Source organism: Streptomyces africanus, assembly GCF_002150735.1.
GTDB classification, from domain to species: Bacteria; Actinomycetota; Actinomycetes; order Streptomycetales; family Streptomycetaceae; genus Streptomyces; species Streptomyces africanus.
On sequence record NZ_MUKA01000080.1, the window covers coordinates 43,764 to 70,043 of the forward strand.

Here is a 26,280-nt window from a genome sequence, read left to right on the forward strand (position 1 = left end):
TGCCTTTGGTACCGCAGTGGCTCTAGTGGACGGAGTGCTCCTCCTGCGGGAACGTTCCGCCGACGACCTCATCGGCGAACGCCTTCGCCGCGTTCCCCATGACCTCACGCAGATTCGCGTACTGCTTCACGAACTTCGGCACGCGCCCGCCGGTCAGACCCAGCATGTCCGTCCACACCAGCACCTGCGCGTCCGTCTCGGCGCCCGCGCCGATCCCGACGGTCGGAATGTGCAGCACCCGCGTCACCTCGGCCGCCAGCTCCGCCGGAACCAGCTCCAGCACCACGGCGAACGCGCCCGCGTCCTGCACGGCCTTCGCGTCCCGCAGCAACTGCTGGGCCGCTTCCTCGCCCCGGCCCTGCACGCGGTAGCCCATCGCGTTGACGGACTGCGGGGTCAGGCCGATGTGCGCCATGACCGGGATGCCGGACTCGACGAGCAGCCGGATCTGCTCGTGCGACCGCTCGCCTCCCTCCAGCTTCACGGCCTGCACGCCCGCCTCCTTCACCAGCCGGGTCGCCGAGCGCAGCGCCTGCACCGGGCCCTCCTGGTAGGAGCCGAAGGGCAGGTCGCCGACGATCAGGGCGCGCGAGGTGCCCCGTACGACCGCCGCCGACAGCAGGGTCATCTCGTCGAGGGTGACGGGCACGGTCGTCTCGTACCCGAGGTGGCAGTTGCCCGCCGAGTCGCCGACGAGCATGACCGGGATCCCGGCCTCGTCGAAGACGGACGCCGTCATGGCGTCGTAGGCGGTGAGCATGGGCCACTTCTCGCCGCGCTCCTTGGCGGCGGCGATGTCCCGCACGGTGATGCGGCGGGTGCCCTTGCCTCCGTACAGCGTCTTGCCGCCGTCGGAGGGCTTCTTCTGAGCGGACTGGGCAGCCGGAAGCTGCGTCATTGCACGGCTCCTCACACGTCATCTCGAGGCGCCCTGACGGCGTCCCCGGACCACGTCCATGGTGGCACCTCGTGTCATCGACGGCTAGGGGAGCCCCTGTGAGTTCCGCCCGGTGGCCGGAAGCACAGCGTCCGTAAGGGCTCGGTAAAAGTATTCCAATACGAGACGGTCTCGTATCGAAATGGTCCTACGCTCGGCGGCATGACTACTCCTGCCGACCGCGCCGCCCCCACCGGCCCCCGCATACCGGAAGCGGTGCACCGGCGCCGCTGGGCGATACTCGGCGTGCTGATGCTCAGCCTGCTGATCGTCGTCCTCGACAACTCGATCCTGAACGTCGCCATCAAGACGATCTCCACCCCCGCCCCGACCGGCCTGGGGGCCACGCAGAGCGAGCTGGAATGGGCGATCAACGCCTACACCCTCGTCTTCGCGGGCCTGCTGTTCAGCGCCGGTCTGCTCGGCGACCGGCTGGGCCGCAAGAAGGTGCTGCTCGGCGGTCTGGCCGTGTTCGGTGCCGGCTCCGCGCTCGCGGCCTTCTCCGGTTCGCCGGGGGAGCTGATCGCCTTCCGCGCCGTGATGGGCCTGGGCGCCGCGTTCGTCATGCCGGCCACCCTCGCCGTCCTCATGAACGTCTTCGAGCGCGAGGAGCAGCCGAAGGCCATCGGCATCTGGGCGGGCGGCGTCGGACTCGCCATCGCCATCGGCCCGATCACCGGCGGTGTGCTCCTCGACCACTTCTGGTGGGGCTCGGTCTTCCTCATCAACGTGCCGATCGTGCTGCTCGCGCTCGCGCTGATGCTGTGGCTGGTGCCCGACTCCCGGGACCCGAACCCCGGCCGCCTCGACCCCGTCGGCGTCGTCCTGTCCGTCGTCGGCCTGGTGCTGCTCGTCTACGGCATCATCAAGGGCGGCCAGCTCGCCGACTTCACCGACGCCACCGTCCTGGCGACGATCGGCGCGGGGCTCGCGGTCCTCGTCGCCTTCGTGGTGCTCGAGAAGCGCAGCGACCACCCGTCCATCGACGTCACGTACTTCAAGAACAAGGTCTTCTCGGCCGCCATCGCCGCCATCGCGCTGGTCTTCTTCGCGCTGATGGGCGTGACCTTCTTCTCGGTCTTCTACACGCAGAGCGTGCGCGGCTACTCGCCGCTGCAGACCGGTCTGCTGATGCTGCCGCTGGCCGCCGCCCAGATGATCTTCGCGCCGCGCGCCCGGCTGCTGGTCGACCGCTTCGGCAACCGGGCCACCACGACCGCCGGACTGCTGGTCATCGCCGCGATGCTCGCCGCCTTCGCCACGCTGGAGGCCGACACCCCCATCTGGATCCTGGAAGTGATCTTCTTCCTGATGGGCACCGGCATGGCGCACATCATGACGCCGGTCAGCGTCGTCATCATGCAGGCCCTGCCCCGCGAGAAGGCCGGCTCGGCCTCCGCCCTCAGCAACACCTTCCGGCAGGTCGGCGGCGCCCTCGGCATCGCCGTCCTCGGCTCGGTGCTGTCCACGGCGTACCGGACGGGCATCGAGGACAAGCTCGGCCAGCTGCCGCCGGCCGCCCGGCACACCGCGGGGGAGTCCATCGAGGCCACCCTCGGCGTCGCCGCCAAGCTGGGCCCGCAGGGCAAGGCCCTGGTCACCCCGGTCTACGACGCGTTCCTGCACGCGATGCACATCACCGCCCTGTGGGGAGCGGGCGTCGCACTGATCGGCGTGGTCATCGTGGCGCTGTTCCTGCCCGGCCGGCCGCCGGCGCCCCAGCAGGGGGAGGAGGAGAAGGAGCTGTCGGACGCGCGGTCGTAGAACCGCGCGAGAATGCATCCCCACCCCGGCCCACCCCGGCCCGCTCAGGAAAGGACCATGCGACGTGAGCCTCGCCGAAAGGCAATCCCGGCACGACGGCCCCGCGAGGGGCCGCCCCAGAAGCGAGGCCGTCGAGCGCGCCATCATCGAGGGCCTGATGAAACTCCTGGAGGAGGGCGTGTCCCTAGCGGAGCTGTCCATCGAGCGCGTCGCCCGGACCGCCGGCGTCGGCAAGGCCACCATCTACCGCCGCTGGAGCGGCAAGGAGGAACTCTTCGTCGACGTCCTGCGCGCCGTCGAACCCCCCGAGCCCCCGCTCCCCGGGACCTCCATGCGTGACGACCTCGTGGCGCTGCTGGAACAGGCGCGCCGGCGCGGCCTGGCCAACCGCTCGTCGGCGATCCTGACCAATGTGCACGCCCAGATGAAGAGCAGCCCGAAGATCTGGGCGGCGTACGAGGCCATGGTCCTCGCACCGCGCCGCCGGCTCGGCCTGGAGATCCTGCGCCGGGGGCAGGAGAACGGCGAACTGCGCACGGACGTCGACCTCGAACTGCTGGGCGACCTGTTCATCGCCCCCGTGCTCGTGCGCTCCGTCCTGCGCCCGGACGCCGACCTCCCCGAGGACCTCGCCGCCCAGGTCGTCGACACGCTCCTCGAAGGCCTACGCCCCGTCAGTTCCGCAGCGGCTCACCGGTCCTAGTGTGCGCGTTTCGTCACAGACGGCGCTTACTGAGGGCCTGGCCGGAACTCCTCGCGCGGGCTCGAACGTCATCGCCCCCGTACGGCCGTCGAAGGACGGCGGGAACGGAACGGATCATCCCCTAGGGTCGTAGACACGGGGGCGATGGTGTGCACGGCGGGCAGTGAGGCGACGGTATGGCGCAGCAGGCGTACATGACGGAGACGGACAACGGCGGCTCGGGGCCCGAGCCCCGGGGAGACCGGCTTCGGCGCCTGTACGACCGGCTGCTCGGCGGCCGGTTCGGCGACCGGCTCCGCGACCGGCGGATCTGGCGGCGCGGCCTCGTCCTGGCCGCGTGCGCGGTGCTGCTGGCCGTGGTCATGATGCTGCACTCGCGCATCCCCAACACGATCGGCAACCTGGGCAGCCTCACCGAGACGTTCCTGCCCTGGCTCGGTCTCCTCATCCCGGTGCTGCTCCTGCTCGCCGTCATCCGCAAGTCCGCGACCGCGCTGATCGCGGTGCTGCTGCCGGCGCTGGTCTGGCTGAACCTCTTCGGCGGCCAGCTCACCGACAAGACCGCCACCGGCGGCGGCCTCACCGTGGCCACGCACAACGTCAACGCGGAGAACCCCGACCCGGCCGGCACCGCCCGTGACGTGGCCGCCTCCGGCGCGGACGTGCTGGCGCTGGAGGAGCTGACGGCGTCCGCGGTCCCGACGTACGAGCGGGCGCTGGACTCGACGTACCCGTACCACTCGGTGCAGGGCACGGTCGGGGTGTGGAGCAAGTACCCGCTGACCGGCGTGCGGGCCGTCGACATCGACCTGGGCTGGACGCGGGCGATGCGCGCCACCGTGACCGCCCCGGCCGGGCAGGTCGCGGTCTACGTCGCCCATCTGCCCTCGGTGCGCGTGAAGATGGAGGCCGGGTTCACGGCCCGGCAGCGCGACCGGAGCGCCGACTTCCTCGGCGAGGCCATCGCCCACGAACCGCTGAAGAACGTCGTCCTGCTCGGCGACCTGAACGGCACCATGAACGACCGCGCGCTCAACGCCGTCACCTCCCAGATGCGCTCCACGCAGGGCGCCGCCGGCAACGGCTTCGGGTTCAGCTGGCCGGCGTCGTTCCCGATGGCGCGCATCGACCAGATCATGGTCCGGGGCCTGAAGCCGGAGAGCTCATGGACCCTCCCTGAGACCGCCAGTGACCATCTGCCCATCGCGGCGCGTGTGAGTGTCACCACAGGCGGCTGAGGAAAACCGCAGCTCAGAGCCTATTCGGCAGGAGTCGGCAACCGAGGCTTCACCTCTGCGCGACCTCACGGAATAGTGGGCCTGCGAGACTTTGTTCCGTACTTGAACATACGAAGTCGCAAGTACGAACCCCCGTAAGTCTCGAAAGGCTCCCTCATGCCCCTGGCCCTGCTCGCCCTCGCCGTGGGCGCCTTCGGCATCGGTACCACCGAGTTCGTGATGATGGGGCTGCTGCCCGACGTCGCGAACGACCTCCACATCTCGATACCCAGCGCCGGCCACCTGGTGTCGGCGTACGCGCTGGGCGTCGTCATCGGCGCCCCGCTCCTGGCCGCGGTCACCGCCCGGATGTCCCGCCGCACGGTCCTGATGGGGCTGATGGGGCTGTTCGTCGCGGGCAACGCGCTGTCGGCCCTCGCCCCCGACAACGGCTGGCTGCTGGCCGCCCGCTTCCTGAGCGGTCTGCCGCACGGCGCCTTCTTCGGCGTCGGCGCCGTCGTCGCGACGAACATGGTCGCGCCCGAACGCAAGGCGCGCTCCGTCTCCCTGATGTTCCTCGGCCTGACGGTCGCGAACGTCGTGGGTGTGCCCGTCGCGACCCTCATGGGTCAGCAGCTGGGCTGGCGGGCGACCTTCCTCGGCGTCAGCGCCATCGGCCTGGTGGCCATCGCCGCGCTCGCGTTCCTGATCCCGCACGACCACGAGCACGCCACCGCCAAGGGCCTGCGCGGCGAACTGGCCGCCCTGCGCTCCGTCCCGGTCTGGCTGTCGCTCGGCACGACGGTCGCGGGCTTCGGCGCCCTCTTCGCGGCCTACAGCTACATCACGCCCATGCTCACGGACGCCGCCGGCTACGCCGACGCCAGTGTGACCCTGCTGCTGGCCCTGTTCGGCGTCGGCGCGACCGCAGGCAACCTGCTGGGCGGTCGCCTGGCCGACCACTCCCTGCGGGGCACCCTGTTCGGCGGCCTCGGCGCTCTGATGGCGGTGCTGGCGCTGTTCCCGCTGCTGATGCGCACGGAGGTCACCGCCGCCGTCGCCGTGATCCTGCTCGGCATGGCGGCATTCGCCACCGGCTCCCCGCTCCAGCTGATGGTCATGGACAAGGCCGCGTCGGCCCCGTCCCTGGCCTCCTCCGCCAACCAGGCGGCCTTCAACCTGGCCAACGCCGGCGGCGCCTGGATCGGCGGCCTCGCCCTGGCCGCGGGCTTCGGGGTCACCTCCCCGGCCCTGGCCGGCGCGGCCCTGGCCGTGCTCGGCCTCGGCGTGGCGTCGCTGGCGTACGCGGTGGACCGGCGCAGTGCGCCGGCCGGCGGGCGCGAGCGGATCGTGGCGAGCCATGTCCCGCAGGAGGCGGAAGCGGTGCGCCACTGACGAAAACCTCCGCCGGTACGCCGGCGCGGTGACTCGGGCGGCAGTCCGCGGGTGTGTCCCTGCGGGCTGCCGCCCCTTTGTGTACGGGACCGCCCGGTACGGCAACCGAGAGGCGGCGTCGCCTTCCTCGCGGTCAGACGCGGCGTGCCGCGACAACCGCCGAACTGGACGGCGTGGTGAGGACTTCAGTGGCGTCCAGGGCCGGGTGGGTGAGGTAGAAGAGGCGGAGCTCGTCGACCTCGCCCTCGAACCGGGGCGGCCAGTCCGCCGACGGCGTGAAGTCGTCCAGGACGAGGATGCCGCCGGGTGCCAGCAGCTCGACGACCCGTTCGGGGGCGTCCCGCTTGCCGCCGCCGTCGCAGAAGAAGACGTCGAACGGGGCGTGCCCCTCCAGCAACCGCCAGTCGCCGGTCAGCACGCTGACGCGGTCGTCGTCCGCGAAGACCCCCGCCGCTCGCCGGGCCAGCTCCTCGTCCCGCTCCACGGTCACGAGACGCGCACCGGCCCCGAGGCCACTGTGCAGCCAGGCGGTGCCCACCCCCGAGCCGGTGCCGCTCTCGGCGACGACCCCGCCGGGCTTGGCGGCGGCGGCCAGCCTGAGCAGCCTGCCCACTTCGGGGATGCAGCTTTTCTTGAACCCCGCCTCGGCGGCGAGCCGCTCGGCGACCACCACGCGGTCCGGAACCTCACGCTCTGCCATGACCAGCCCCCTGTCGGTGTCAGGTCGACGCTACCTGACGTCCTGTCAGCGAGCTGACCAGTTGGGCGAGTTCGTCGAACCACCCGTCGAACGCGTCGGCGCTCGACGGCGGATCCCCGACGGGCCGCCGTACATAAGCGGTCCGCATGCCGACCGCCTGTGCTCCGCGCAGGTCCCAGGCGTGGGCGGCCACCATGAGGACGCGTTCCGGTGGGCAGCCGGCGGCGTCGAGCGCGAGCCGGTACACCTCCGGCGCAGGCTTGTACGCCTGGACGGCATCGGCGGACAGGGCTTGGTGCCAGCGCAGCCCGGCGTGCGCGTTGAGGCGCAGCAGCGCCGTGCGGCCGGCGTTGGAGAGCCCGACCAGCGGGAACCACCGCGCCAGTTGTTCGAGACTGGCGACGGAGTCGGGCCAGGGCGGCAGCCGCCGCCCCGCTGTGGCCAGCCGGGCGATGACCGCGGGGTCGGAGAGCCCGGCCCGCCCGGCCACGCGCCGCGCCGCCTCCGCGTCGAGGGTCTCGGTGCTGACGTACGCACGGAGCCCTTGCCGAATGCGTCGCTGTTCCTCCTCGCAGTGCTGTTGCCACAGGGCGAGCAGGTCGTCGACGGCCGCCTCGCCGGACGCGGGCAAGGCCTCGCGTATCGCCGCCCGAAGCCCCCTGGGCTCGTCGACGAGTGTGCCGAGGACATCGAAGACGACGACCTCGATGTCACGGATCCCGGTCACGTGCCCCCGCCTTCGCGCTGCTGCCGTCACCGCCTGAAGCGGTGGCGATGCTGTCACCGCCTCCGTCACCGGTCAAGCCGGTGACGCAGGTGTCACGTTGGTGAGCGGCGACGCGGCGCGAAAGGCTGTCAGAGCGACTCCCGCCACGCGTTAGTGATCGGCAGGCGGCGGTCCTTGCCGAAGCCCTTCGCCGAGATCTTGGTGCCCGGCGGGTACTGCCGTCGCTTGTACTCCGCCGTGTCGACCATGCGCAGCGTCTTCGTGACCAGCTCCCGGTCGAAGCCGGCCGCGACGATCTCGTCGGCGCCCCGGTCCCGGTCGACGTAGAGCTCCAGGATCGCGTCCAGCACCGGGTAGTCGGGGAGCGAGTCCGTGTCGACCTGGCCCGGGCGCAGTTCCGCGCTCGGAGGCTTGGTGATGGAGTTCTCGGGGATCGGCGGGGTCTGGCCGCGGTCGCGGGCGGCCCGGTTGCGCCACTCGGCCAGGCGGAAGATCAGCGTCTTGTAGACGTCCTTGATGGGGCCGTAGGCGCCCACCGAGTCGCCGTAGAGCGTGGAGTAGCCGACCGCCAGTTCCGACTTGTTGCCGGGGGCCAGGACGATGTGGCCCTCCTGGTTGGAGATGGCCATGAGCAGCGTGCCGCGCAGGCGGGACTGGAGGTTCTCCTCGGCCAGGCCCGTCAGGCCCAGCGCGCCCATGTACGCGTCGAACATCGGCTCGATGGCGACCGTGCGGTAGTTCAGGCCGGTGCGGCGGGCCAGTTCGGCGGCGTCGTCCTTGGAGTGGTCCGAGGAGTACTTCGACGGCATCGACACGCCGTACACGTTCTGCGCGCCCACCGCGTCGCACGCGATCGCCGCGACCAGCGACGAGTCGATGCCGCCCGACAGGCCGATCAGGACCGACTTGAAGCCGTTCTTCGCGACGTACGCCCGCAGGCCCACGACCAGCGCCGAGTAGACCTCCTCGTCGTCGTCGAGGCGGTCCGCGTAGCCACCCGTGAGCTCCGGCTCGTACCGGGGCAGCGGGTCCTCGGAGAGCACCACCCGGTCGATGCGCAGGCCGTCGTCCACCACGCCCGTGGGGGCGTCCGCCGACGCCGCCGGCAGGTCCAGGTCCAGGACGACGCAGCCCTCGGCGAACTGCGGCGCCCGCGCCACGACCTCGCCGTCCCTGTCCACGACGATCGAGTCGCCGTCGAACACCAGCTCGTCCTGGCCGCCGATCATGGCGAGGTACGCCGTCGTGCAGCCGGCCTCCTGGGCCCGCTTGCGGACCAGCTCCAGGCGCGTGTCGTCCTTGTCGCGCTCGTAGGGCGAGGCGTTGATCGAGACCAGCAGACCCGCCTGCGCCGAGCGCGCCGCGGGCACCCGGCCGCCGTCCTGCCAGAGGTCCTCGCAGATGGCCAGGGCGACATCCACGCCGTGGACGCGCAGGACCGGCATGCTGTCGCCGGGCACGAAATAGCGGAACTCGTCGAAGACGCCGTAGTTCGGCAGGTGGTGCTTGGCGAAGTTCAGGACCACCTCACCGCCGTACAGCACGGCCCCCGCGTTCTGCGGCGCGCCGGCCGGCTGGCCGTACTTCGGCTGGGCGGTCGCGCAGCGGTCGAGGTAGCCGACGATCACCGGCAGCTCGCCGAAGCCCTCGTCGGCCAGGCGGGCGGCGAGGCTGCGCAGCGCCGCCCGGGAGGCCTCCACGAAGGACGACCTGAGGGCCAGGTCCTCGACGGGATACCCGGTCAGCGCCATCTCGGGGAACGCCACGAGATGCGCTCCCTGCTCGGCGGAGTGCCGGGTCCAGCGGACGATCGACTCGGCGTTCTGGGCGAGGTCGCCGACGCTCGAGTCGATCTGGTTCAGGGCGAGACGTAGTTGAGGCACGGGCCCAGTGTAATCGTCAGAGCGACGCAATAGGGTGGTGTGGGCCACCCCACACCACCCCTGTCCCCTTGCGGAGGTCAGCGGCTCCGGTACGACTCCACGTAACCGCTCGCGGGCGTGCCCACGCCGGTGACGTCGTCGTAGCCCTTCACGGCGGACAGCGAGCTGTCCTTGCCCAGGCTGCGCACGGACGTGGCCAGGCCGCCCGTGGCGTCGTAGCCGTTCACGAAGTCGACGCGGGCCACGGCCAGGCCGGAGCCCGTCGGGTTGTCGGTGACGTCGTGGTAGGCCTTCGAGCCGGCCTTCGCGTAGATCGCCGGGTTGGCGAACCCGATCGCCTTGCCGCCGCGGGCCTCCTGGGCCAGGGCCTGGACGGCCGCGATGACCGGCGCCGCGAGCGAGGTGCCGCCGATGCGGTACTCGCTGTACGCCTGCGTCTTCCCGTCGGGCATCGTCTGGGTCTGGCCGACCAGGAAGCCGGTGTTCGGGTCGGCGATCGCCGCGATGTCCGGGACGACACGGTTGCCGTCCGCGCTGTTGGCCTTCGCCAGCGCCGACGGCACGACGCCCTTCTGGTACGAGGGCTCGGCGACGGTCCTGCTGGTGCCGCCGCCCGCGCCGGAGGTGAACGCGCCGGGGAAGTCCGTCCAGCTCTTGCCGTCGGCCGACAGGCTCGCCTTGTCGGTGCCCCAGCCGGTCTCCCACAGGTACGTGTCGCCCTTGCCGACGGCCAGCGAGGTGCCGCCGACGGCGGTCACCCACGCCGAGTTGGCCGGCGAGTCGACCTGCTTCGTCCCGGAGCTCGCGACCTCGTCGCCGTCGTCACCGGAGGAGAAGTAGAAGCCGATGCCCTCGACCGCGCCCAGCTGGAAGACCTGGTCGTAGGCGGCCGCGAGGTCGGGCGTCTGTGCGGCCTCGACCTCGCCCCAGGAGTTGGAGACGATGTCGGCCAGGTGGTGGTCGACGACCTTGCCGAGCGCGTCGAGCAGGTCGGCGTCGGTGCAGGACGCGGCGCCCACGTAGGTGACGTCCGCGGCCGGCGCGACCGCGTGCACGGCCTCGACGTCCAGGGTCTCCTCGCCGTACCAGCCGGAGGCCGAGCAGTCCTTGGTGTTCGTGTACTTCTTCGGCAGCACCTGGTGCAGCTGGCCGGTCTTCCAGGCCGCGTCGCCGTGCTTGCCGGCGTAGGTGGCCGCGTCGTAGGCGATCGTCGGCGAGGCGTACGCGTCCGTGATGGCGACCCGTACGCCCTTGCCGGTGCGCGTGCCCGCGCCGTAGGCGGCCCGCAGCTGCTTGCCGGTGTAGCCCTTGACCGCGTACGGGACCTTCGTGCCGTACGCGTCCGGCAGCGTGCTCGCGGTGTTCGAGCCGTAGTACGAGGAGAACGGCCCGGCGTTGCGGAACACGGTGTCCGGCGGCGGCAGCCGGTCGTCGTGCGTGACCATGTGCGGGGCGTTGTCCAGGCCGGTGACGGTCAGCACGGCGCCGGCCAGGTCCGCCGGGACGGAGGCGGTGCTCGCCGGGGCGCGGTAGGTCTTCGCGCCCTTGGCGAAGTTGTGCAGCTGGGCGCCGAACGCCTTCTCCGCGGCGGCCACGTCACCGGTGACGGAGACGTAGTGCGCCGTGACGCCGGTGACCTTCAGGCCGGCGGCCGTCAGCCAGGCCTTCACGGCCGCCACCTGCGCCTTGGTCGCGCCGAAGCGGGCCTGCGCCTGTCTGGCCGTCAGGTACTTGCCGTACGAGGCCGACGTCGGGTCGGAGACGGCCCTGGCGTACGCGGCGAGGCCGGACGCGTCGCGACCCCGGAGATAGACCCGGGCCGACACCCCGGCGCCGTCGGAGACGGCACCCTTGTCGGCCCTGGCCGTGGCCCAGGCGGGCTTGGTCCCGGCGAGCAGGTCACGCAGCGGGTGGTCGGCGGCGTGCGCCGCGGGTATGCCGAGCGCCAGCGCACCGGCGAGCATCGGCAGTGTCGCTGCCATGCTCAGCCCGGCGCGCACCTTGGCGCGGTTGGATCTCATGGAACCCCCTGTGCGGTTCGTCGCGAGTGGATCACTCGACGGTCGCCACTCTCGCGATGAACGGTTCATGCCAGGGGAATGCGCACCCCAAGAAGCGCCCTGCGGAGGCCAAGAAGAGCCCAAGAGGCCGTAAGAAAGGGCGATTTGGGGGCTTACGCCCTAGGTGCGCGGCGTCGCGCCCCGCTCCTTCAGCAGGTCCGCCATCAGACCGATCTCCGACTGCTGCGCGTCCACCATGCCCTGTGCGAGCCGCTTCTCCACGCCGACCGCGCACTTCTCGACGCAGCCCTCGGCCATGTGGATGCCGCCCTTGTGATGGTCCGTCATCAACTGGAGGTAGAAGATCTCGGCCTGCTTCCCGCTCAGCGTGCCGAGCTTCTTCATCTCGGTGTTGGTCGCCATGCCCGGCATCAGCGCGCCGTCCTTGCCGGAGGCCATGCCCATGTCCATCCAGGTCATCGGCGCCTCGGAGGACACCTTGGGCAGCCCCCACAGGTCGAGCCAGCCGAGCATCATGCCGCGCTGGTTGGCCTGCGTCTGCGCGATGTCGTACGCGAGGCGCCGCACCTCCTCGTCCTTGGTGCGGTCGCGCACGATGTACGACATCTCCACGGCCTGCTGGTGGTGCACCGCCATGTCCCGCGCGAACCCGGCGTCCGCGGATTCGGCGGAGGGGGCCTGGCCGCCGCCGTCGTCCCCGGCGACGGCATAGGTGATCGCGCCGGCCGCGACGAGCGCCGTCGCCGCGGCCCCCGCGATCAGAGCGGCCTGCCTCACTGCGACAGCCCGTTCGTGCAGGCGGCGCCCGGCTCGGGGGTCTGCCGGCCCTGGACGAACTTCTCGAAGAACGTGTCGACGTTCGGGTCGCTCGCGCCCGTCACCGTGCGCTGGTGTCCCCACGCCGAGAGCATGATCGGATCCTTCTGGTCGTCCATCGGGCTCATCAGCGTGTACGGCGTCTTCTTCACCTTCGCCGCGAGCGCGTCGACGTCGGCCTTCTTCGCGTCGGCGTTGTACGTCACCCACACCGCGCCGTGCTCCAGCGAGTGCACGGCGTTGGTGTTGTCGAGTTCCTTGGTGTAGACGTCGCCGTTGCAGTTCATCCAGACCTGGTTGTGGTCGCCGCCGACCGGGGGCTCGGAGGCGTACTTCACGGCCTTGGTGACGTGGTTGCGGGACAGCTTGCCCTCCCAGGTCTTCACGCCGTCCTTGCCCGTGACGAACTTGCCCTTGGCCGAGGTGTCGCTCGCCGCCGTGTCGCTGCTGCCGCCGCCGTCGGACTGGGACCGCACGAGCACGACCCCGCCGGCGACGAGACCGCAGACGATCACGACACTGGCCCCGATGGTGAGGATCCGGTTGCGGCGCTCACGGGCCTGCTCGGCGCGCCGCATCTCCTCTATCCGAGCCTTGCGTGCCGTGCTGCTCTTGTTGGCGGAGCCCATGGGGTGTCCTTCGTGGGAAAGGTGGGACAGTCGGGTGGCCTGATCGTAATGGGGGAGACGGGGCCCCTCGTAGGGCGGTCGAGGGAATGGGCTGAATCGATACGGCACCGACAGGTGCCCGACAGCTTCCGCGGATCAGGTGAACCCGGGCTCCGGATTATTTGAACCTGAGATTCCGATTATCTAGGCTGCGGGTATGCGGCTGCTGCGCTCCACCGACCTGGCCCTGAGGGTCCTGATGCGGCTCGCCGTCACCGGCGAGTCCACTCCGACGACGCGGGACGTCGCCGCCGGCATGGACGTGCCGTACACCCACCTGGCGAAGGTCGTCGCCGAGCTCCAGCACATGGGCCTGCTGGACGCCCGGCGCGGGCGCGGCGGCGGCCTCACGCTCACCGAGCGGGGCCGCACGGCGTCGGTCGGCGCCGTGGTGCGCGCCTTCGAGGGCGACGGCGACGTCGTCGACTGCGAGGGCCCCACCCCCTGCCCCCTGAACTCCGCCTGCCGCCTGCGCGGCGCCCTGCGCCGGGCCCAGGAGGCGTTCTTCGCCTCCCTGGACCCGATCACGGTGGCGGACATCGTGGCGGAACCCACCGGGGCGCTGCTGCTGGGGATCTCGCGGGGCGCCGATCCCCGTGACGTCTAGGCCGTCTGACCCGCCAGCCACAGGTCCGGCCCGAACACCTCGTAGTGGATGTCGGCCGGTGCCACGCCCTTGTCGATCAGCTGGGCCCGTACCGCGCGCATGAAGGGCAGCGGTCCGCACAGGTACGCGCGCGTGCCCGGCTCGACCGGGACGCCGGCGAGGTCGACCAGGCCGGAGCGGGTGCCCGCCGGGGCGTCCTGCTCGTACCAGAAGTGGACGGCCGCCCCGGGCAGCTTGGCGGCGTAGGCCTCGTGGTCGGTGCGCAGGGCGTGGGTGGCCGGTGAGCGGTCGCCGTGCACGACGGTGACCGGGGCGCGGTGTCCCGAGCCGGCGAGGTGGGCCAGCATCGCGGTCATGGGGGTCACGCCGATGCCCGCCGAGGCCAGCAGCAGCGGGGTGTCGGGGCCGGCGTCCAGGACGAGGTCGCCGTAGGGCTCCGACAGCTCCAGGAGGTCACCGACGGCCACGCGCGCGTGGAGGTGGTTCGAGACCTCCCCGTCGGGGGTGCCGTCGCCGTGCACGCGCTTCACGCTGATCTGCCTCAGGTCCGGGGCGGGCGCCCCGGAGAGGCTGTACTGCCGTATCTGCCGGGCGCCGTCCGGGAGGGCGACGCGGACGGAGACGTACTGGCCCGCGAGAAAGTCCCGCACCGGACCGCCGTCGGCGGGCCGCAGCCGGAACGTGGCGACGTCGTCGGTCTCGGCGACGCGCTCGACGACCTCCCAGGCCCGCCAGGCGTGCCCGCCGCGCTCCTGACGGAGCCGCTTCTCGACGGCGATGAGGGCGTTCGCCATCAGCCAGTAGACCTCGTCCCAGGCGGCGGCGACCTCGGGCGTGACGGCGTCGCCGAGCACGTCGGCGATGGCGGCGAAAAGGTGCTCGTGGACGATGCCGTACTGCTCGGGCGTGATGCCCAGGGAGGCGTGCTTGTGGGCGATGCGGTGCAGCATCGCGTCCGGCCGCTGCTCGGGGTGGTCCAGCAGGTGCGTCGCGAAGGCGGCGACGGATCCGGCGAGCGCCTGCCGCTGGGTGCCGGCGGCCTGGTTGCCCCGGTTGAACAGGTCGTTCAGCAGCTCGGGGCGGGCCGCGAACAGCCCGGCGTAGAAGCGCTCGGTGATCGTGCCGAGGGCCGCGCCGACGGCGGGAAGGGTGGCGCGGACGGTGACGGCGGACTGCTCGGACAGCATCGGGACTCCTCAGGACTCGACTGCTGTGTACGGTATTTAAAGTTGCATCTTAAATGCAAATTAAGTGGGCGGGGTTGCGGAGGGAACCGGCCGTTACGGATGTCGGTGCGAGCAGGCACTATGGGCGGAAGAGCAGTTCACCTGCCGTACGTGAGGCGTTCGGTCCCGGGCCGGCCGGGCGATCATGGTGCGCAACGCGTACGAAATGCTCGTGTGGTGGGATGCTCAGGTGCCCGACCGCCTCCCGTGGTACGGAAGACAGGCGGCCTGACCAGCAAGGATGGGGAAGCGGAAGATGGACAAGCAGCAGGAGTTCGTGCTCCGGACGTTGGAGGAGCGCGACATCCGGTTCGTACGCCTGTGGTTCACGGACGTCCTGGGCTTCCTCAAGTCCGTCGCCGTGGCCCCGGCCGAGCTGGAACAGGCCTTCGACGAGGGCATCGGCTTCGACGGCTCGGCCATCGAGGGCTTCGCCCGGGTCTACGAGTCCGACATGATCGCCAAGCCGGACCCGTCGACCTTCCAGATCCTGCCCTGGCGCGCGGAGGCCCCGGGCACGGCCCGGATGTTCTGCGACATCCTCATGCCGGACGGCTCGCCGTCCTTCGCCGACCCGCGCTACGTGCTCAAGCGCTCCCTGGCCCGCGCCTCCGACCTGGGCTTCACGTTCTACACGCACCCGGAGATCGAGTTCTTCCTGCTGAAGGACCGGCCGCTGGACGGCAGCCGTCCGACGCCCGCCGACAACTCCGGCTACTTCGACCACACCCCGACCAACGTCGGCATGGACTTCCGCCGCCAGGCGATCACCATGCTGGAGTCGATGGGCATCTCCGTCGAGTTCTCCCACCACGAGGGCGCCCCGGGCCAGCAGGAGATCGACCTGCGCTACGCCGACGCGCTCTCCACGGCCGACAACGTCATGACGTTCCGCCTGGTCATGAAGCAGGTGGCGCTGGAGCAGGGCGTGCAGGCGACGTTCATGCCGAAGCCGTTCTCCGAGCACCCGGGCAGCGGCATGCACACCCACCTCTCCCTCTTCGAGGGCGACCGCAACGCGTTCTACGAGTCGGGCTCCGAGTACCAGCTCTCGAAGGTGGGCCGCTCCTTCATCGCCGGCCTGCTGCGGCACGCGGCGGAGATCTCCGCGGTCACCAACCAGTGGGTCAACTCCTACAAGCGCATCTGGGGCGGCGCGGAGCGCACGGCGGGCGCGGGCGGCGAGGCCCCCTCGTACATCTGCTGGGGCCACAACAACCGCTCGGCGCTGGTCCGCGTCCCCATGTACAAGCCCGGCAAGACGGGCTCGGCCCGGGTCGAGGTCCGCTCCCTGGACTCCGGCGCGAACCCGTACCTGTCCTACGCCGTCCTCCTCGCCGCCGGCCTGAAGGGCATCGAGGAGGGCTACGAGCTCCCGCCGGGCGCCGAGGACGACGTCTGGGCCCTCTCCGACGCGGAGCGCCGCGCGATGGGCATCGAGCCGCTGCCGCAGAACCTGGGCGAGGCCCTGACCCTGATGGAGCGCAGCGACCTGGTCGCCGAGACCCTCGGCGAGCACGTCTTCGACTTCTTCCTGCGCAACAAGAAGTCGGAGTGGGAGGAGTACCGCAGCGAGGTCACGGCGTTCGAGCTGCGGAAGAGCCTGCCGGTGCTGTAGGGGTGGTGCCGTCTCCGGGCGACCCGGGAGAGGGGCCGGCGGTCATCGACCGCCGGCCCCTCGTCCGTTTCTACGGCTTCGCGGCCTCCCCGAGAAGCCGCCGCAGCTCCGCCACCTCCGGCTCCAGTCGCTCCACGCACGAGTCGAGGTACGCGTTGCCCGCCGCCGCGCCCTGAACGGACGACGCCAGCCGGTGATGCGTGTCGATCTCCTGGAACAGCCGGCCGATGGCGAACGGCATCTCGATCATGCTGATCCGGCCGCGCTCGCTCGTCACCGAGGTGCGGTCGCCGAACAGCAGGTCCCCGTTGTCCCGGATCACCTCGAGCAGCGTCCGCAGCGACGTGTCGACGACGTCCCAGCGCGTCGGCCCGTCGCTTCCGGGCGCGGGCGCGGCGGGGAGCAGCGGAAGCAGGCGCGCGGCCAGGGTCCGTTCCGCGTCGCTGACCGGCCATTCGCCCTCCAAGCCGATCTCGGGCAAGTTGACGTAGACCATGGCGGCGAGCGTAGGGGGGTCCGGCCGGGACCCCTCCCGGGACCACCGGGACCCGCAGCTTCGTCGCCTACGACCGGACCCCCTGGAGCCGGTCAGCCCCCCTGCCGCTTCAGGTCCGCCAGCAACTGGTGCAGCGGCTCCGTCGCCCGGCGGCGGTACTCCTGGATCGCCCAGCCGTTGCCGTCCGGGTCCTGGAAGTGCATGAACGTGGCGCCGTCGTCGGGGGCGTACTGGACCGGCTCGGAGACGTCGAGGCCGCGTTCGACGAGTTCCGCGTGGGCCGCCTTGATGTCGGCGACGCACAGTTGCAGGCCCTGGTAGGAGCCGGGGGCCGGGGTGGGGCCGGGGGTCATCTCCCAGATCGAGTCGCCCAGGGCGATCGAACAGCCGGAGCCCGGAGGCGTCAGCTGGACGATCCGCATCCCGGGCATGACCTCCTGGTCGATGTCCACGTGGAAGCCGACCTTGTCCCGGTAGAAGTCCCGGGCACGGTCGATGTCGGTCACGGGCAGCGGGATGACTTCGAGCGTGAAGTCCATGGCGTGACTCCTTCGTCAGGCATCGGTGAACCGCCACCTCGTCTGGCTGAACGGCTCCCCCTTAGCGAAGCCGAACACGGTGCGCGGCGCCACCGAGTAGACGGCCGCGTGCCCCGCGCCGTGGTGGAAACAGCCCTCCCGTACCTCGAAGTGCCAGAAACTGCCGTACTTCGTCTCCCACGCGGCGGCCAGCTCGCGTAGCCGCCCGTCGTCGGTCACGCGGGTCGCCTCGCCCTCGACCACCAGGTCGTAGCCCTTGTTCCAGGTGTTCGTGCCGGTGGTCAGCACGATGTGCGGGTTCTCCGCGAGGTTCCGCGCCTTGCGCTCCTCCGGGCCCGTGCAGAAGTGCAGGGCGCCGTCCGACCAGACCGCCGGCAGCGGGGTGACGTGCGGGCGGCCGTCGGGGCGCACCGTCGTGATCCAGAACAGTTCGGCCTCCCTGAGCCGCGCCTCGGCCTCCCGCCAGTCCGTCGCGGTGGCCGTCTCGTCGCTGTAGCGGCGGTCCAGACGGGTTTCCTTCGGGTGCGTCGTGGTCATGAGCGTCCTCCAGGCCTTGTGGCTTCACAGGTGCAGACCCCGTTCGCCCGCGGAACTCATCGGAGCTTCCCCCTGGCTCTGCGGTTAGGCTCAATTGCGTACGACCTTGATCCGATGCACGTCCGAGAAGAGTGTGGGAGGCCCGGATGACGGCGGCGCCGGGGCGCAGGAGCAGTACCTTCACGCGGCTGCTGCGGCACGGCTTCACCGACGCCTCCGCCGCCGAGCGGCTCCTGGACAGCGCCGAGCTCGTGCCGCTGCGCGACGACCCGGTGCTGCTGGACGCGCTGGGCGCGACCGCCGACCCCGATCTCGCGCTGCTCGGACTGGTCCGGCTGCTGGAGGCGCAGCCCGACCCCGGCGCCCGCCGGGAGCTCCTCGACACGCTGATCTCGTCCAAGCCGCTGCGCGACCGGCTGCTCGGTGTGCTCGGTGCCTCCACCGCCCTCACCGACCACCTCACCCGGCACCCGGACGACTGGCAGGCGCTCGTCATGTACGAGGCGCACGACCTGCACCCCGGGGTGGAGGAGTTCGAGGCCGGTCTCGCGGAGGCCACCGACCCCGTCTCCCTGCGCGTCGCCTACCGGCGCTGCCTGCTGTCCATCGCCGCCCGGGACGTGTGCGGCACCACCGGTGTCGCCGAGTCCGCCGCCGAGCTCGCCGACCTGGCCACCGCCACCCTGCGTGCCGCCCTCGGTCTCGCCGGGGCGGCCGCGCCGGAGGACGCCGCCCTGTGCCGGCTCGCGGTCGTGGCGATGGGCAAGTGCGGCGGCCACGAGCTGAACTACGTCTCCGACGTGGACGTCATCTTCGTCGGGGAGGCCGTCGAGGGCGCCGACGAGACCAAGGCCATCCGGGCCGCGACCCGGCTCGCCTCGCACATGATGCGGATCTGCTCCGAGACGACCGTCGAGGGGTCCATCTGGCCCGTGGACGCCAACCTCCGGCCCGAGGGCAGGAACGGTCCGCTCGTGCGGACCCTCTCCAGCCACCTCGCCTACTACCAGCGCTGGGCCAAGACCTGGGAGTTCCAGGCGCTGCTCAAGGCCCGGCCGGTGGCCGGCGACCTCGACCTCGGCGCGGAGTACGTCGCCGCCGTCCAGCCGCTGGTGTGGAAGGCCGCCGAGCGCGAGAACTTCGTTCCCGACGTGCAGAAGATGCGCCGCCGGGTCGTGGAGAACATCCCCGCGGCGGAGGTCGACCGCCAGCTGAAGCTGGGCCCCGGCGGCCTCAGGGACGTCGAGTTCGCCGTGCAGCTGCTCCAGCTGGTGCACGGCCGGGCCGACACCTCGCTGCGCAGCGGCACCACCCTCGACGCGCTGAAGGCCCTCGCCGCCGGCGGGTACGTCGGCCGGGCCGACGCCGCCCAGCTCGACGAGGCCTACCGCTTCCTGCGCTCCATGGAGCACCGGATCCAGCTGTTCCGGCTGCGGCGCACCCACCTCGTGCCCGAAGACGAGGCGGAGCTGCGCCGCATCGGCCGCTCCCTCGGCCTGCGCACCGACCCGGTCGCCGAGCTGCTGCGCGAGTGGAAGCGGCACGCCACCGTCGTACGCCGGCTGCACGAGAAGCTGTTCTACCGGCCGCTGCTCGACGCGGTCGCCCAACTCGCCACCGGCGAGGCCCGGTTGAGCGCCGAGGCGGCCCGGGAGCGCATGGTCGCCCTCGGCTACGCCGACCCGGCCTCCGCCCTGCGCCACCTGGAGGCCCTGGCGTCCGGCGTCACCCGCAAGGCCGCCATCCAGCGCACCCTGCTGCCCGTTCTGCTGGGCTGGTTCGCCGACTCGGCCGACCCGGACGCGGGCCTGCTCAACTTCCGCAAGGTGTCGGACGCGCTCGGCAAGACGCCCTGGTACCTGCGGCTGCTGCGGGACGAGGGCGCCGCCGCGGAGAACCTCGCCCGTGTGCTGTCCGCCGGCCGGCTCGCGCCCGACCTGCTGATGCGCGCCCCGGAGGCCGTGGCGCTGCTCGGCGACGGGGACGGCGGCGGCCTCGAACCGCGCTCCCGCGCCCATCTGGAGCAGGAGATACTCGCCGCGGTGAAACGGGCCGACGGCGCCGCCCAGGCGGTCACGGCCGCCCGCGGGGTGCGCCGCCGCGAGCTGTTCCGTACGGCAGCCGCCGACATCGTCGGCTCCTACGGCACCGAGGAGCAGGCCGCCGAGGCCGACCAGGGCGCCCTGGTGGACCGGGTCGGCGGCGCGGTGTCGGACCTGACGGCCGCGACCCTGGCCGGCACGCTCCGCGCGGTCGTGCGCGACGGGTGGGGGGACAGCCTGCCCACCCGGTTCGCGATCATAGGCATGGGCCGCTTCGGCGGACACGAACTGGGCTACGGCTCCGACGCGGACGTGCTGTTCGTGCACGAACCGCGCGACGGCGTCGAGGAGCGGGAGGCCTCCCAGGCCGCCAACAAGGTCGTCTCCGAGATGCGCCGGCTGCTCCAGATCCCCAGCGCCGACCCGCCCCTCCTCATCGACGCGGACCTGCGCCCGGAGGGCAAGTCCGGCCCGCTCGTGCGGACCCTCACCTCCTACGCGGCGTACTACCGCCGGTGGGCCCTGACCTGGGAGTCGCACGCGCTGCTGCGGGCCGAACCCGTGGCCGGGGACGAGGACCTGGGCCGCCGGTTCATCGAGCTGGTCGACCCGCTGCGCTACCCGGCGGACGGGCTCGCCGACGAGGCCGTGCGCGAGATCCGGCGGCTGAAGGCCCGTATGGAGTCCGAGCGGCTGCCGCGGGGCGCCGACCCCAAGCTGCACGCCAAGCTGGGCCCGGGCGGTCTGTCCGACGTGGAGTGGACGGTGCAGCTGCTGCAACTGCGACACGGCGCGGCCGAGCCGGGCCTGCGCACGACCCGGACGCGCGAGGCTCTGGCCGCCGCCCGTACGGCGGGTCTCATCGGGGACGAGGACGCGGCGATCCTGGACGAGGCCTGGGTCCTCGCGACCCGCGTCCGCAACGCGGTCATGCTGGTCCGCGGCCGGGCGGGCGACACGTTCCCCACGGAGCCCCGTGAGCTCGCCGCCGTGGGCCGCTACCTGGGCTACGGCCCCGGCCACGCCGGCGACATGCTCGACGCGTACCGGCGAACGGCCCGCCGGGCCCGGAGCGTGGTGGACGAGCTGTTCTACGGAGTCTCCGAGCGTTAGGGATTTCGCGGATGGCGCCACCGCCGTCGCCGTACGCGACGGGCTGATCGCGGCGGTCGGCGACGATACGACGTCCGCGACGGGCGCGGCCCGGGCACCGAGGTCGTCCACCTGGACGGCGCGCACAGCCACCCCGTGTGGGGGCTGGACATGACGACCGGCACGGAAGAGCGCACGGACCTGCGGGACGCGGGCGCGGTGGTGGCCCTCGGCTCGGACTGGCCGATCGCGCACTACGTCGGCCGCGCCGTGCTCGCCGACCTGACGGCCCTGGGACTGGACCCGGTATCCGCCCCGGCGGACGAGCTGACGGAGGCACCCGTACGACTGACGGTGACCGGGGGGGGCACGTGGTGTACCGGGGGAAGTGAGACTCGAGCCGCTTTGCCGGGGCAGCGCGGTCGGCCGCCCGTCGGCGGCGGTCAGGGCTTGATGGAGGGTTCCGGGGCGGGCCGCCCGCCTGAGTCGGCGGTGTCCCGCCGCGGCACGTCCCTCGGCAGTGCGTACGGATGCCTCCCGTACCAGACCCCGGCCACCGCGAATCCGAAGGCCAGGCAGAGCAGGCCACCGACCGCATCCAGCCAGAAGTGGTTCGCCGTGGCGACGATGACCACCAGCGTCAGCGCCGGGTACAGCAGGCCCAGCACCCGCACCCAGGGGACCGTCGACAGGGCGAAGATCGTCAGGCCGCACCACGTGGACCAGCCGATGTGCATCGACGGCATCGCGGCGTACTGGTTGGACATGTGTTTCAGGTCGCCGGACGCCATCGACCCCCAGGTCTGGTGGACCGTGACGGTGTCGATGAAATCGCCGCCGTTCATCAGCCGTGGGGGCGCCAGGGGATACAGGTAGTAACCGACCAGGGCGACGGCGGTCGTCGCGAACAGCACCAGTCGGGTCGCCGCGTACCGGCCGGGATGGCGACGGTACAGCCATACGAGCACACCCAGCGTCACCACGAAGTGCAGCGTCGCGTAGTAGTAGTTCATACCGATGATCAGCCAAGTCACCGAGTTCACGGCCCGGTTCACCGACTCCTCGACGGCGATGCCCAGAGCGTGCTCGGTCTGCCAGATCCAGTCGGCGTTGCGCAGTGCCTCGGTCCTCTGCTCGGGCACGGCGTTGCGGACGAGCGAGTACGTCCAGTAACTCACCGCGATCAGCAGGATCTCGAACCAGAACCGGGGCCGGCGGGGGACGCGCCGCCGGGGCAGGAGACCCCGTCCCGGATCGGCCGCGACCGGGTCCGGAACGGCCGCTTTCCGGCCGTCCAGCGTCGTCACGGTCGTGTCACCCATAGGCACAAAGTCTGCCAGAAAAGCCCTGATCCCCCGATCATCCCCCGCTCTGGTGCGGACCGCATGTTCTGCGGCGAAATCCAGCCGCGAACCTCAGTCGCGAACCTCAGGGGCGAACCCGGTCCCCGGGCGCCGAGGCGGTCGAGCCGCGCACCACCAGTTCCGGCATGAACACGAACTCGCTGTGGGGTGCGGGCGTCCCGCCGATCTCCTCCAGCAGCGTGCGGACCGCCGCCTGCCCCATCGCCGGAACCGGCTTGCGGATCGTCGTCAGCGGCGGGTCGGTGAAGGCGATCAGCGGCGAGTCGTCGAAGCCGACCACGGAGACGTCCGTCGGAACCTCCAGACCGCGCTGGCGCGCCGCCCTGATCGCGCCCAGCGCCATCATGTCGCTGGCGCACACCACGGCCGTGCAGTTCCGCTCGATCAGCGCCGTGGCCGCGGCCTGCCCGCCCTCCAGGGTGTAGAGGGAGTGCTGGACCAGCTCCGTCTCGACGGCCTCGGCACCCAGCCCCAACTGGTCCTGCATGGTCCGCACGAACCCCTCGATCTTGCGCTGCACGGGCACGAACCGCTTGGGCCCCAGGGCCAGACCGATCCGCGTGTGCCCGAGGGACACCAGGTGCGTCACCGCGAGGTTCATCGCCGCGCGGTCGTCGGGGGAGATGAACGGCGCCTGCACCTTCGGCGAGAAACCGTCGACCAGCACGTACGGCACGCCCTGCGCGCGCAGCCGGTCGTAGCGCTGCATGTCGGCCGTGGTGTCCGCGTGCAGCCCGGAGACGTAGATGATGCCGGCGACCCCGCGGTCCACGAGCATCTCCGTGAGCTCGTCCTCGGTCGAGCCGCCCGGCGTCTGGGTGGCCAGCACCGGCGTGTAGCCCTGCCGGGTCAGCGCCTGGCCGATGACCTGGGCCAGGGCCGGGAAGATCGGGTTCTCCAGCTCCGGGGTGATCAGGCCCACCAGACCCTCGCTGCGCTGCCGCAGCCGCACCGGGCGTTCGTAGCCCAGCACGTCGAGGGCGGCCAGCACGGACTGGCGGGTGGTGGCGGCGACGCCCGGCTTCCCGTTGAGGACGCGGCTGACGGTCGCTTCGCTCACCCCCGCCTGAGCGGCGATGTCGGCAAGCCGTGTGGTCACAGCACCGGACTGTAGCGGCCGGGGTTCCGCTTGCACACCGACGGGACGCCTGGTGCGGGCCGGCGCACGGCCCGCTGCGGGTTGCTTGGTCATCGCGGTCCCTCGAAGTCGTGGTCGGCGTCCGATCCGCAAGGGATGATTCACCCGACGGCAATGGATGGCAAGTGCTTGCAGAGTCTTGCACAACTGCCCGACTCCCCGCCGATCAGCCGGAAATCCCTGTTCCACAACGGTCAGAAGGAGACCGGGAAGAGATCACGGCCGGATAACCTTCCGCACCCCTTGCATCTTTTTGCTGCAAGGTCTTTCGCAAGTCGTTGAGGCGCGGCTAATCTCACCGACGCCCGGCGGCCAACGGCGCAGTCGGCAGCACGAAACGGGCTTTCACCCTCAAGGAGAACTCATGCGGCGTGGCATAGCGGCCACCGCGCTGGTGGCGTCCCTCGCCCTGGCGGCGACGGCGTGCGAAGGAAGCGACAGCGGCGACGAGGCCGGCGGCCCGGTCACCATCACCTGGTGGGACACCTCCAACGCCACCAACGAGGCGCCGACGTACAAGGCCCTGGTCAAGGAGTTCGAGGCCGCCCACAAGGGCATCAAGGTCAACTACGTCAACGTCCCCTTCGACCAGGCGCAGAACAAGTTCGACACCGCCGCCGGTTCCAAGGGCGCCCCCGACGTGCTGCGCTCCGAGGTCGGCTGGACCCCGGCCTTCGCCAAGAAGGGCTTCTTCGCGCCGCTGGACGGCACCGAGGCCCTCGCCGAGCAGGGCAAGTTCCAGCCCAGCCTGATCGAGCAGGCGAAGTACGACGGCAAGACCTACGGCGTCCCCTTCACCACGGACACCCTCGCCCTCGTCTACAACAAGGCCCTGTTCAAGAAGGCCGGCGTCGAGGCCCCCAAGACCTGGGACGACCTGAAGAAGGCCGCCGCCACCATCAAGGACAAGACCGGCGTCGACGGCTACTGGGGCTCCACCCAGGCCTACTACGCCCAGTCCTTCCTCTACGGCGAGGGCACCGACACCGTCGACGCCGACGCCAAGAAGATCACCGTCACCTCGCCCGCCGCCAAGAAGGCCTACGGCACCTGGCAGAGCCTCTTCAAGGGCAAGGGCCTGCACAAGGCCGACACCACCGCCGACGCCTACGCCCATATCCAGGAGGCGTTCGTCAGCGGCAAGGTCGCCTCGATCGTCCAGGGCCCGTGGGAGATCACCAACTTCTACAAGGGTTCCGCCTTCAAGGACAAGAACAACCTCGGCATCGCCACCGTCCCGGCCGGCTCCACCGGAAAGGCGGGCGCCCCGACCGGCGGCCACAACCTCTCCGTGTACGCGGGCTCGGACAAGGCCCACCAGGAGGCCTCGCTGAAGTTCGTGAAGTTCATGACGTCGGCGAAGGCCCAGGAGGCCATCGCGCTGAAGAACTCCACGCTCCCCACGCGCGAGGACGCCTACACCGCCGAGGTCAAGGCCGACCCCGGCATCGCCGGCTACCAGGGCGTGCTGTCCTCCGCCCAGCCGCGCCCGGCGCTGCCCGAGTACAGCTCGCTGTGGGGCCCGCTCGACGACGAGCTGATCGAGATCGCGGGCGGCAAGGAGTCCCTGGACAAGGGCCTCGGCGACGCCGAGACCGCCATCACCAAGCTGGTGCCGGACTTCTCCAAGTGACCGCCGCGTGGCTGCCGGGCCCCCGGTCACGGGGGAGGGGCCCCGGCAGCCACCGGCCCGCGTCTGCGCCTGCGTCCACGGCCGCGCTTGCGCCTGGGCAGCTCCCTTGACCTCCTTGAACCTCCAGAAGGTGTCGAACCATGACCGTCGTCATCGACCGAGCGACCGGCAAGCGGCGCGGTGAGCGGGAACCGCGCCCCGGGCCGGGCCGGCGGCTGAAGCACGGCTTCCACAAGCACTGGTACGCCTACGCGATGATCGCCCCGGTGGTGATCGTCCTCGGCGTCCTCGTGCTGTACCCGCTGGCGTACGGCCTGTACCTCACCCTCACCGACGCCACCAGCCTCAACACCGCCCGCACGATCGGCGTCAACCACATCGACGCCACCTACCAGTTCATCGGCCTGGACAACTACGCCGACATCCTGTGGGGCCCGACCTCGTACGACCGCTTCTGGTCGCACTTCCTCTGGACGGCCTTCTGGACGGCCGCCTGCGTCACCCTGCACTACGGCATCGGCCTCGGGCTCGCCCTGCTGCTCAACCAGAAGCTGCGCGGCCGCACCCTCTACCGGATGATCCTGGTCCTGCCCTGGGCCGTGCCGACCTTCGTCACCGTGTTCGGCTGGCGGTTCATGCTCGCCGACGGCGGCGTCATCAACTCCGGCCTCGACTTCCTGCACCTGCCGACACCGCTGTGGCTGGAGGACACCTTCTGGCAGCGGTTCGCCGCGATCATGGTCAACACCTGGTGCGGTGTGCCGTTCATGATGGTCTCACTGCTCGGCGGACTCCAGTCGATCGACGCGAGCCTGTACGAGGCGTCCGAGATGGACGGCGCCAATGCCTGGCAGCGGTTCCGGTACGTCACCCTGCCCGGTCTGCGGTCCGTCAGCACCACGGTCGTGCTCCTGGGCGTGATCTGGACCTTCAACCAGTTCGCCATCGTCTTCCTGCTGTTCGGCAACACCGCCCCGGACGCCCAGATCCTCGTGACCTGGGCCTACCAGCTGGGCTTCGGACAGCAGCCGCGCGACTACGCCCAGTCCGCCGCCTACGGGATCCTGCTCCTGTCCCTCCTGATCGTCTTCACGTCCTTCTACCGCCGCTGGCTGAACCGCAACGAGCAGCAGCTCGCGATCTGAGGCAGGAGTCCG

Annotated in this window: 21 protein-coding genes and 2 pseudogenes; 10 read left to right on the forward strand and 13 right to left on the reverse strand. The window is 71.1% G+C overall.

All coding sequences use genetic code 11. From position 1 onward, the window contains the following. Nucleotides 1–22 precede the first annotated feature (22 nt). Nucleotides 23–898, reverse strand: a complete 876-nt coding sequence (panB, locus tag CCL05_RS12880; RefSeq protein ID WP_086560649.1) for a 3-methyl-2-oxobutanoate hydroxymethyltransferase — start codon at nt 896–898, stop codon at nt 23–25. Between the two features lie 201 nt (nt 899–1,099). On the opposite strand from panB, the gene CCL05_RS12885 reads away from it, so the two are divergent. From CCL05_RS12885 to CCL05_RS12900, 4 genes and pseudogenes are all read left to right on the forward strand, one after another. After that, nucleotides 1,100–2,701 (forward strand): MFS transporter, encoded by a 1,602-nt coding sequence (locus tag CCL05_RS12885; RefSeq protein ID WP_086560650.1) that lies wholly within the window; start codon nt 1,100–1,102, stop codon nt 2,699–2,701. Nucleotides 2,702–2,765: 64 nt separating this feature from the next. Then, nucleotides 2,766–3,404, forward strand: a complete 639-nt coding sequence (locus CCL05_RS12890) for a TetR/AcrR family transcriptional regulator (protein ID WP_086560651.1) — start codon at nt 2,766–2,768, stop codon at nt 3,402–3,404. 277 nt (nt 3,405–3,681) lie between these two features. Next, a pseudogene (locus CCL05_RS12895) lies at nt 3,682–4,642 on the forward strand (endonuclease/exonuclease/phosphatase family protein); the annotation flags it as partial. 156 nt (nt 4,643–4,798) lie between these two features. Continuing rightward, entirely contained in the window at nt 4,799–6,016 is a 1,218-nt protein-coding gene (locus tag CCL05_RS12900) for an MFS transporter (RefSeq protein ID WP_086560653.1), read from the forward strand. A gap of 133 nt (nt 6,017–6,149) precedes the next feature. On the opposite strand, the gene CCL05_RS12905 is transcribed toward CCL05_RS12900, so the two are convergent. The 6 genes from CCL05_RS12905 to CCL05_RS12930 form a co-directional block, all read right to left on the reverse strand. Continuing rightward, nucleotides 6,150–6,716: an O-methyltransferase gene (locus CCL05_RS12905; RefSeq protein WP_425275913.1), complete on the reverse strand. Its 567-nt coding sequence runs from the start codon at nt 6,714–6,716 to the stop codon at nt 6,150–6,152. A gap of 19 nt (nt 6,717–6,735) precedes the next feature. Further along, complete coding sequence (locus tag CCL05_RS12910) at nt 6,736–7,443, reverse strand: haloacid dehalogenase type II (protein WP_086560655.1); 708 nt, start codon at nt 7,441–7,443, stop codon at nt 6,736–6,738. 128 nt (nt 7,444–7,571) lie between these two features. Further along, nucleotides 7,572–9,326 carry an NAD+ synthase gene (locus tag CCL05_RS12915; RefSeq protein ID WP_167409554.1) on the reverse strand — a complete coding sequence of 585 codons (1,755 nt, stop codon included), beginning with the start codon at nt 9,324–9,326 and terminating at the stop codon, nt 7,572–7,574. Nucleotides 9,327–9,403: 77 nt separating this feature from the next. Then, complete coding sequence (locus CCL05_RS12920; RefSeq protein WP_086560657.1) at nt 9,404–11,347, reverse strand: S53 family peptidase; 1,944 nt, start codon at nt 11,345–11,347, stop codon at nt 9,404–9,406. A gap of 159 nt (nt 11,348–11,506) precedes the next feature. Beyond that, nucleotides 11,507–12,124 carry a DUF305 domain-containing protein gene (locus tag CCL05_RS12925; protein ID WP_086560658.1) on the reverse strand — a complete coding sequence of 206 codons (618 nt, stop codon included), beginning with the start codon at nt 12,122–12,124 and terminating at the stop codon, nt 11,507–11,509. Then, nucleotides 12,121–12,792: a DUF3105 domain-containing protein gene (locus CCL05_RS12930; protein ID WP_086560659.1), complete on the reverse strand. Its 672-nt coding sequence runs from the start codon at nt 12,790–12,792 to the stop codon at nt 12,121–12,123. Before CCL05_RS12930 ends, CCL05_RS12925 begins: the two co-directional genes overlap by 4 nt. A gap of 196 nt (nt 12,793–12,988) precedes the next feature. Here CCL05_RS12930 and CCL05_RS12935 point away from each other — a divergent pair, with 196 nt between their 5' ends. Beyond that, the gene (locus tag CCL05_RS12935) at nt 12,989–13,438 is read left to right on the forward strand and encodes an RrF2 family transcriptional regulator (RefSeq protein ID WP_086560660.1); all 450 of its coding nucleotides are present in this window, start codon (nt 12,989–12,991) and stop codon (nt 13,436–13,438) included. Here the strand turns inward: CCL05_RS12935 and CCL05_RS12940 are convergent. Further along, nucleotides 13,435–14,625, reverse strand: a complete 1,191-nt coding sequence (locus CCL05_RS12940) for a globin domain-containing protein (RefSeq protein WP_086560661.1) — start codon at nt 14,623–14,625, stop codon at nt 13,435–13,437. The two genes, CCL05_RS12935 and CCL05_RS12940, sit on opposite strands and share 4 nt — an antisense overlap. A 295-nt stretch (nt 14,626–14,920) precedes the next feature. Between CCL05_RS12940 and glnA the strand changes: the two genes are divergently transcribed. After that, the gene (gene glnA, locus CCL05_RS12945) at nt 14,921–16,282 is read left to right on the forward strand and encodes a type I glutamate--ammonia ligase (RefSeq protein WP_086560677.1); all 1,362 of its coding nucleotides are present in this window, start codon (nt 14,921–14,923) and stop codon (nt 16,280–16,282) included. Between the two features lie 70 nt (nt 16,283–16,352). Here glnA and CCL05_RS12950 read toward each other — a convergent pair whose 3' ends face one another. The 3 genes from CCL05_RS12950 to CCL05_RS12960 all read right to left on the reverse strand — a co-directional run bounded on the left by CCL05_RS12950 (nt 16,353) and on the right by CCL05_RS12960 (nt 17,854). Continuing rightward, a complete protein-coding gene (locus CCL05_RS12950) occupies nt 16,353–16,778 on the reverse strand; it encodes a hypothetical protein (RefSeq protein WP_086560662.1) in 426 nt (141 codons plus the stop codon). Between the two features lie 92 nt (nt 16,779–16,870). After that, the gene (locus tag CCL05_RS12955) at nt 16,871–17,317 is read right to left on the reverse strand and encodes a VOC family protein (protein ID WP_059420767.1); all 447 of its coding nucleotides are present in this window, start codon (nt 17,315–17,317) and stop codon (nt 16,871–16,873) included. A 15-nt stretch (nt 17,318–17,332) separates the two neighbouring features. Next, complete coding sequence (locus CCL05_RS12960) at nt 17,333–17,854, reverse strand: pyridoxamine 5'-phosphate oxidase family protein (protein ID WP_086560663.1); 522 nt, start codon at nt 17,852–17,854, stop codon at nt 17,333–17,335. A 146-nt stretch (nt 17,855–18,000) separates the two neighbouring features. Between CCL05_RS12960 and CCL05_RS12965 the strand changes: the two genes are divergently transcribed. Then, nucleotides 18,001–21,009: a bifunctional [glutamine synthetase] adenylyltransferase/[glutamine synthetase]-adenylyl-L-tyrosine phosphorylase gene (locus CCL05_RS12965; RefSeq protein WP_086560664.1), complete on the forward strand. Its 3,009-nt coding sequence runs from the start codon at nt 18,001–18,003 to the stop codon at nt 21,007–21,009. A 177-nt stretch (nt 21,010–21,186) separates the two neighbouring features. Next, nucleotides 21,187–21,354 (forward strand): annotated as a pseudogene (locus CCL05_RS47255) (amidohydrolase); the annotation flags it as partial. 77 nt (nt 21,355–21,431) lie between these two features. On the opposite strand, the gene CCL05_RS12975 reads toward CCL05_RS47255, so the two are convergent. Both CCL05_RS12975 and CCL05_RS12980 read right to left on the reverse strand, forming a co-directional pair. Beyond that, nucleotides 21,432–22,310 (reverse strand): phosphatase PAP2 family protein, encoded by an 879-nt coding sequence (locus CCL05_RS12975; protein WP_086560665.1) that lies wholly within the window; start codon nt 22,308–22,310, stop codon nt 21,432–21,434. Between the two features lie 106 nt (nt 22,311–22,416). Beyond that, nucleotides 22,417–23,451, reverse strand: a complete 1,035-nt coding sequence (locus tag CCL05_RS12980; RefSeq protein WP_086560666.1) for a LacI family DNA-binding transcriptional regulator — start codon at nt 23,449–23,451, stop codon at nt 22,417–22,419. A gap of 403 nt (nt 23,452–23,854) precedes the next feature. Between CCL05_RS12980 and CCL05_RS12985 the strand changes: the two genes are divergently transcribed. Together CCL05_RS12985 and CCL05_RS12990 are read left to right on the forward strand one after the other, a co-directional pair. Continuing rightward, nucleotides 23,855–25,123: an extracellular solute-binding protein gene (locus tag CCL05_RS12985; protein WP_086560667.1), complete on the forward strand. Its 1,269-nt coding sequence runs from the start codon at nt 23,855–23,857 to the stop codon at nt 25,121–25,123. 140 nt (nt 25,124–25,263) lie between these two features. Beyond that, nucleotides 25,264–26,268: a carbohydrate ABC transporter permease gene (locus tag CCL05_RS12990; RefSeq protein WP_086560668.1), complete on the forward strand. Its 1,005-nt coding sequence runs from the start codon at nt 25,264–25,266 to the stop codon at nt 26,266–26,268. The last annotated feature ends 12 nt before the right edge of the window (nt 26,269–26,280 follow it).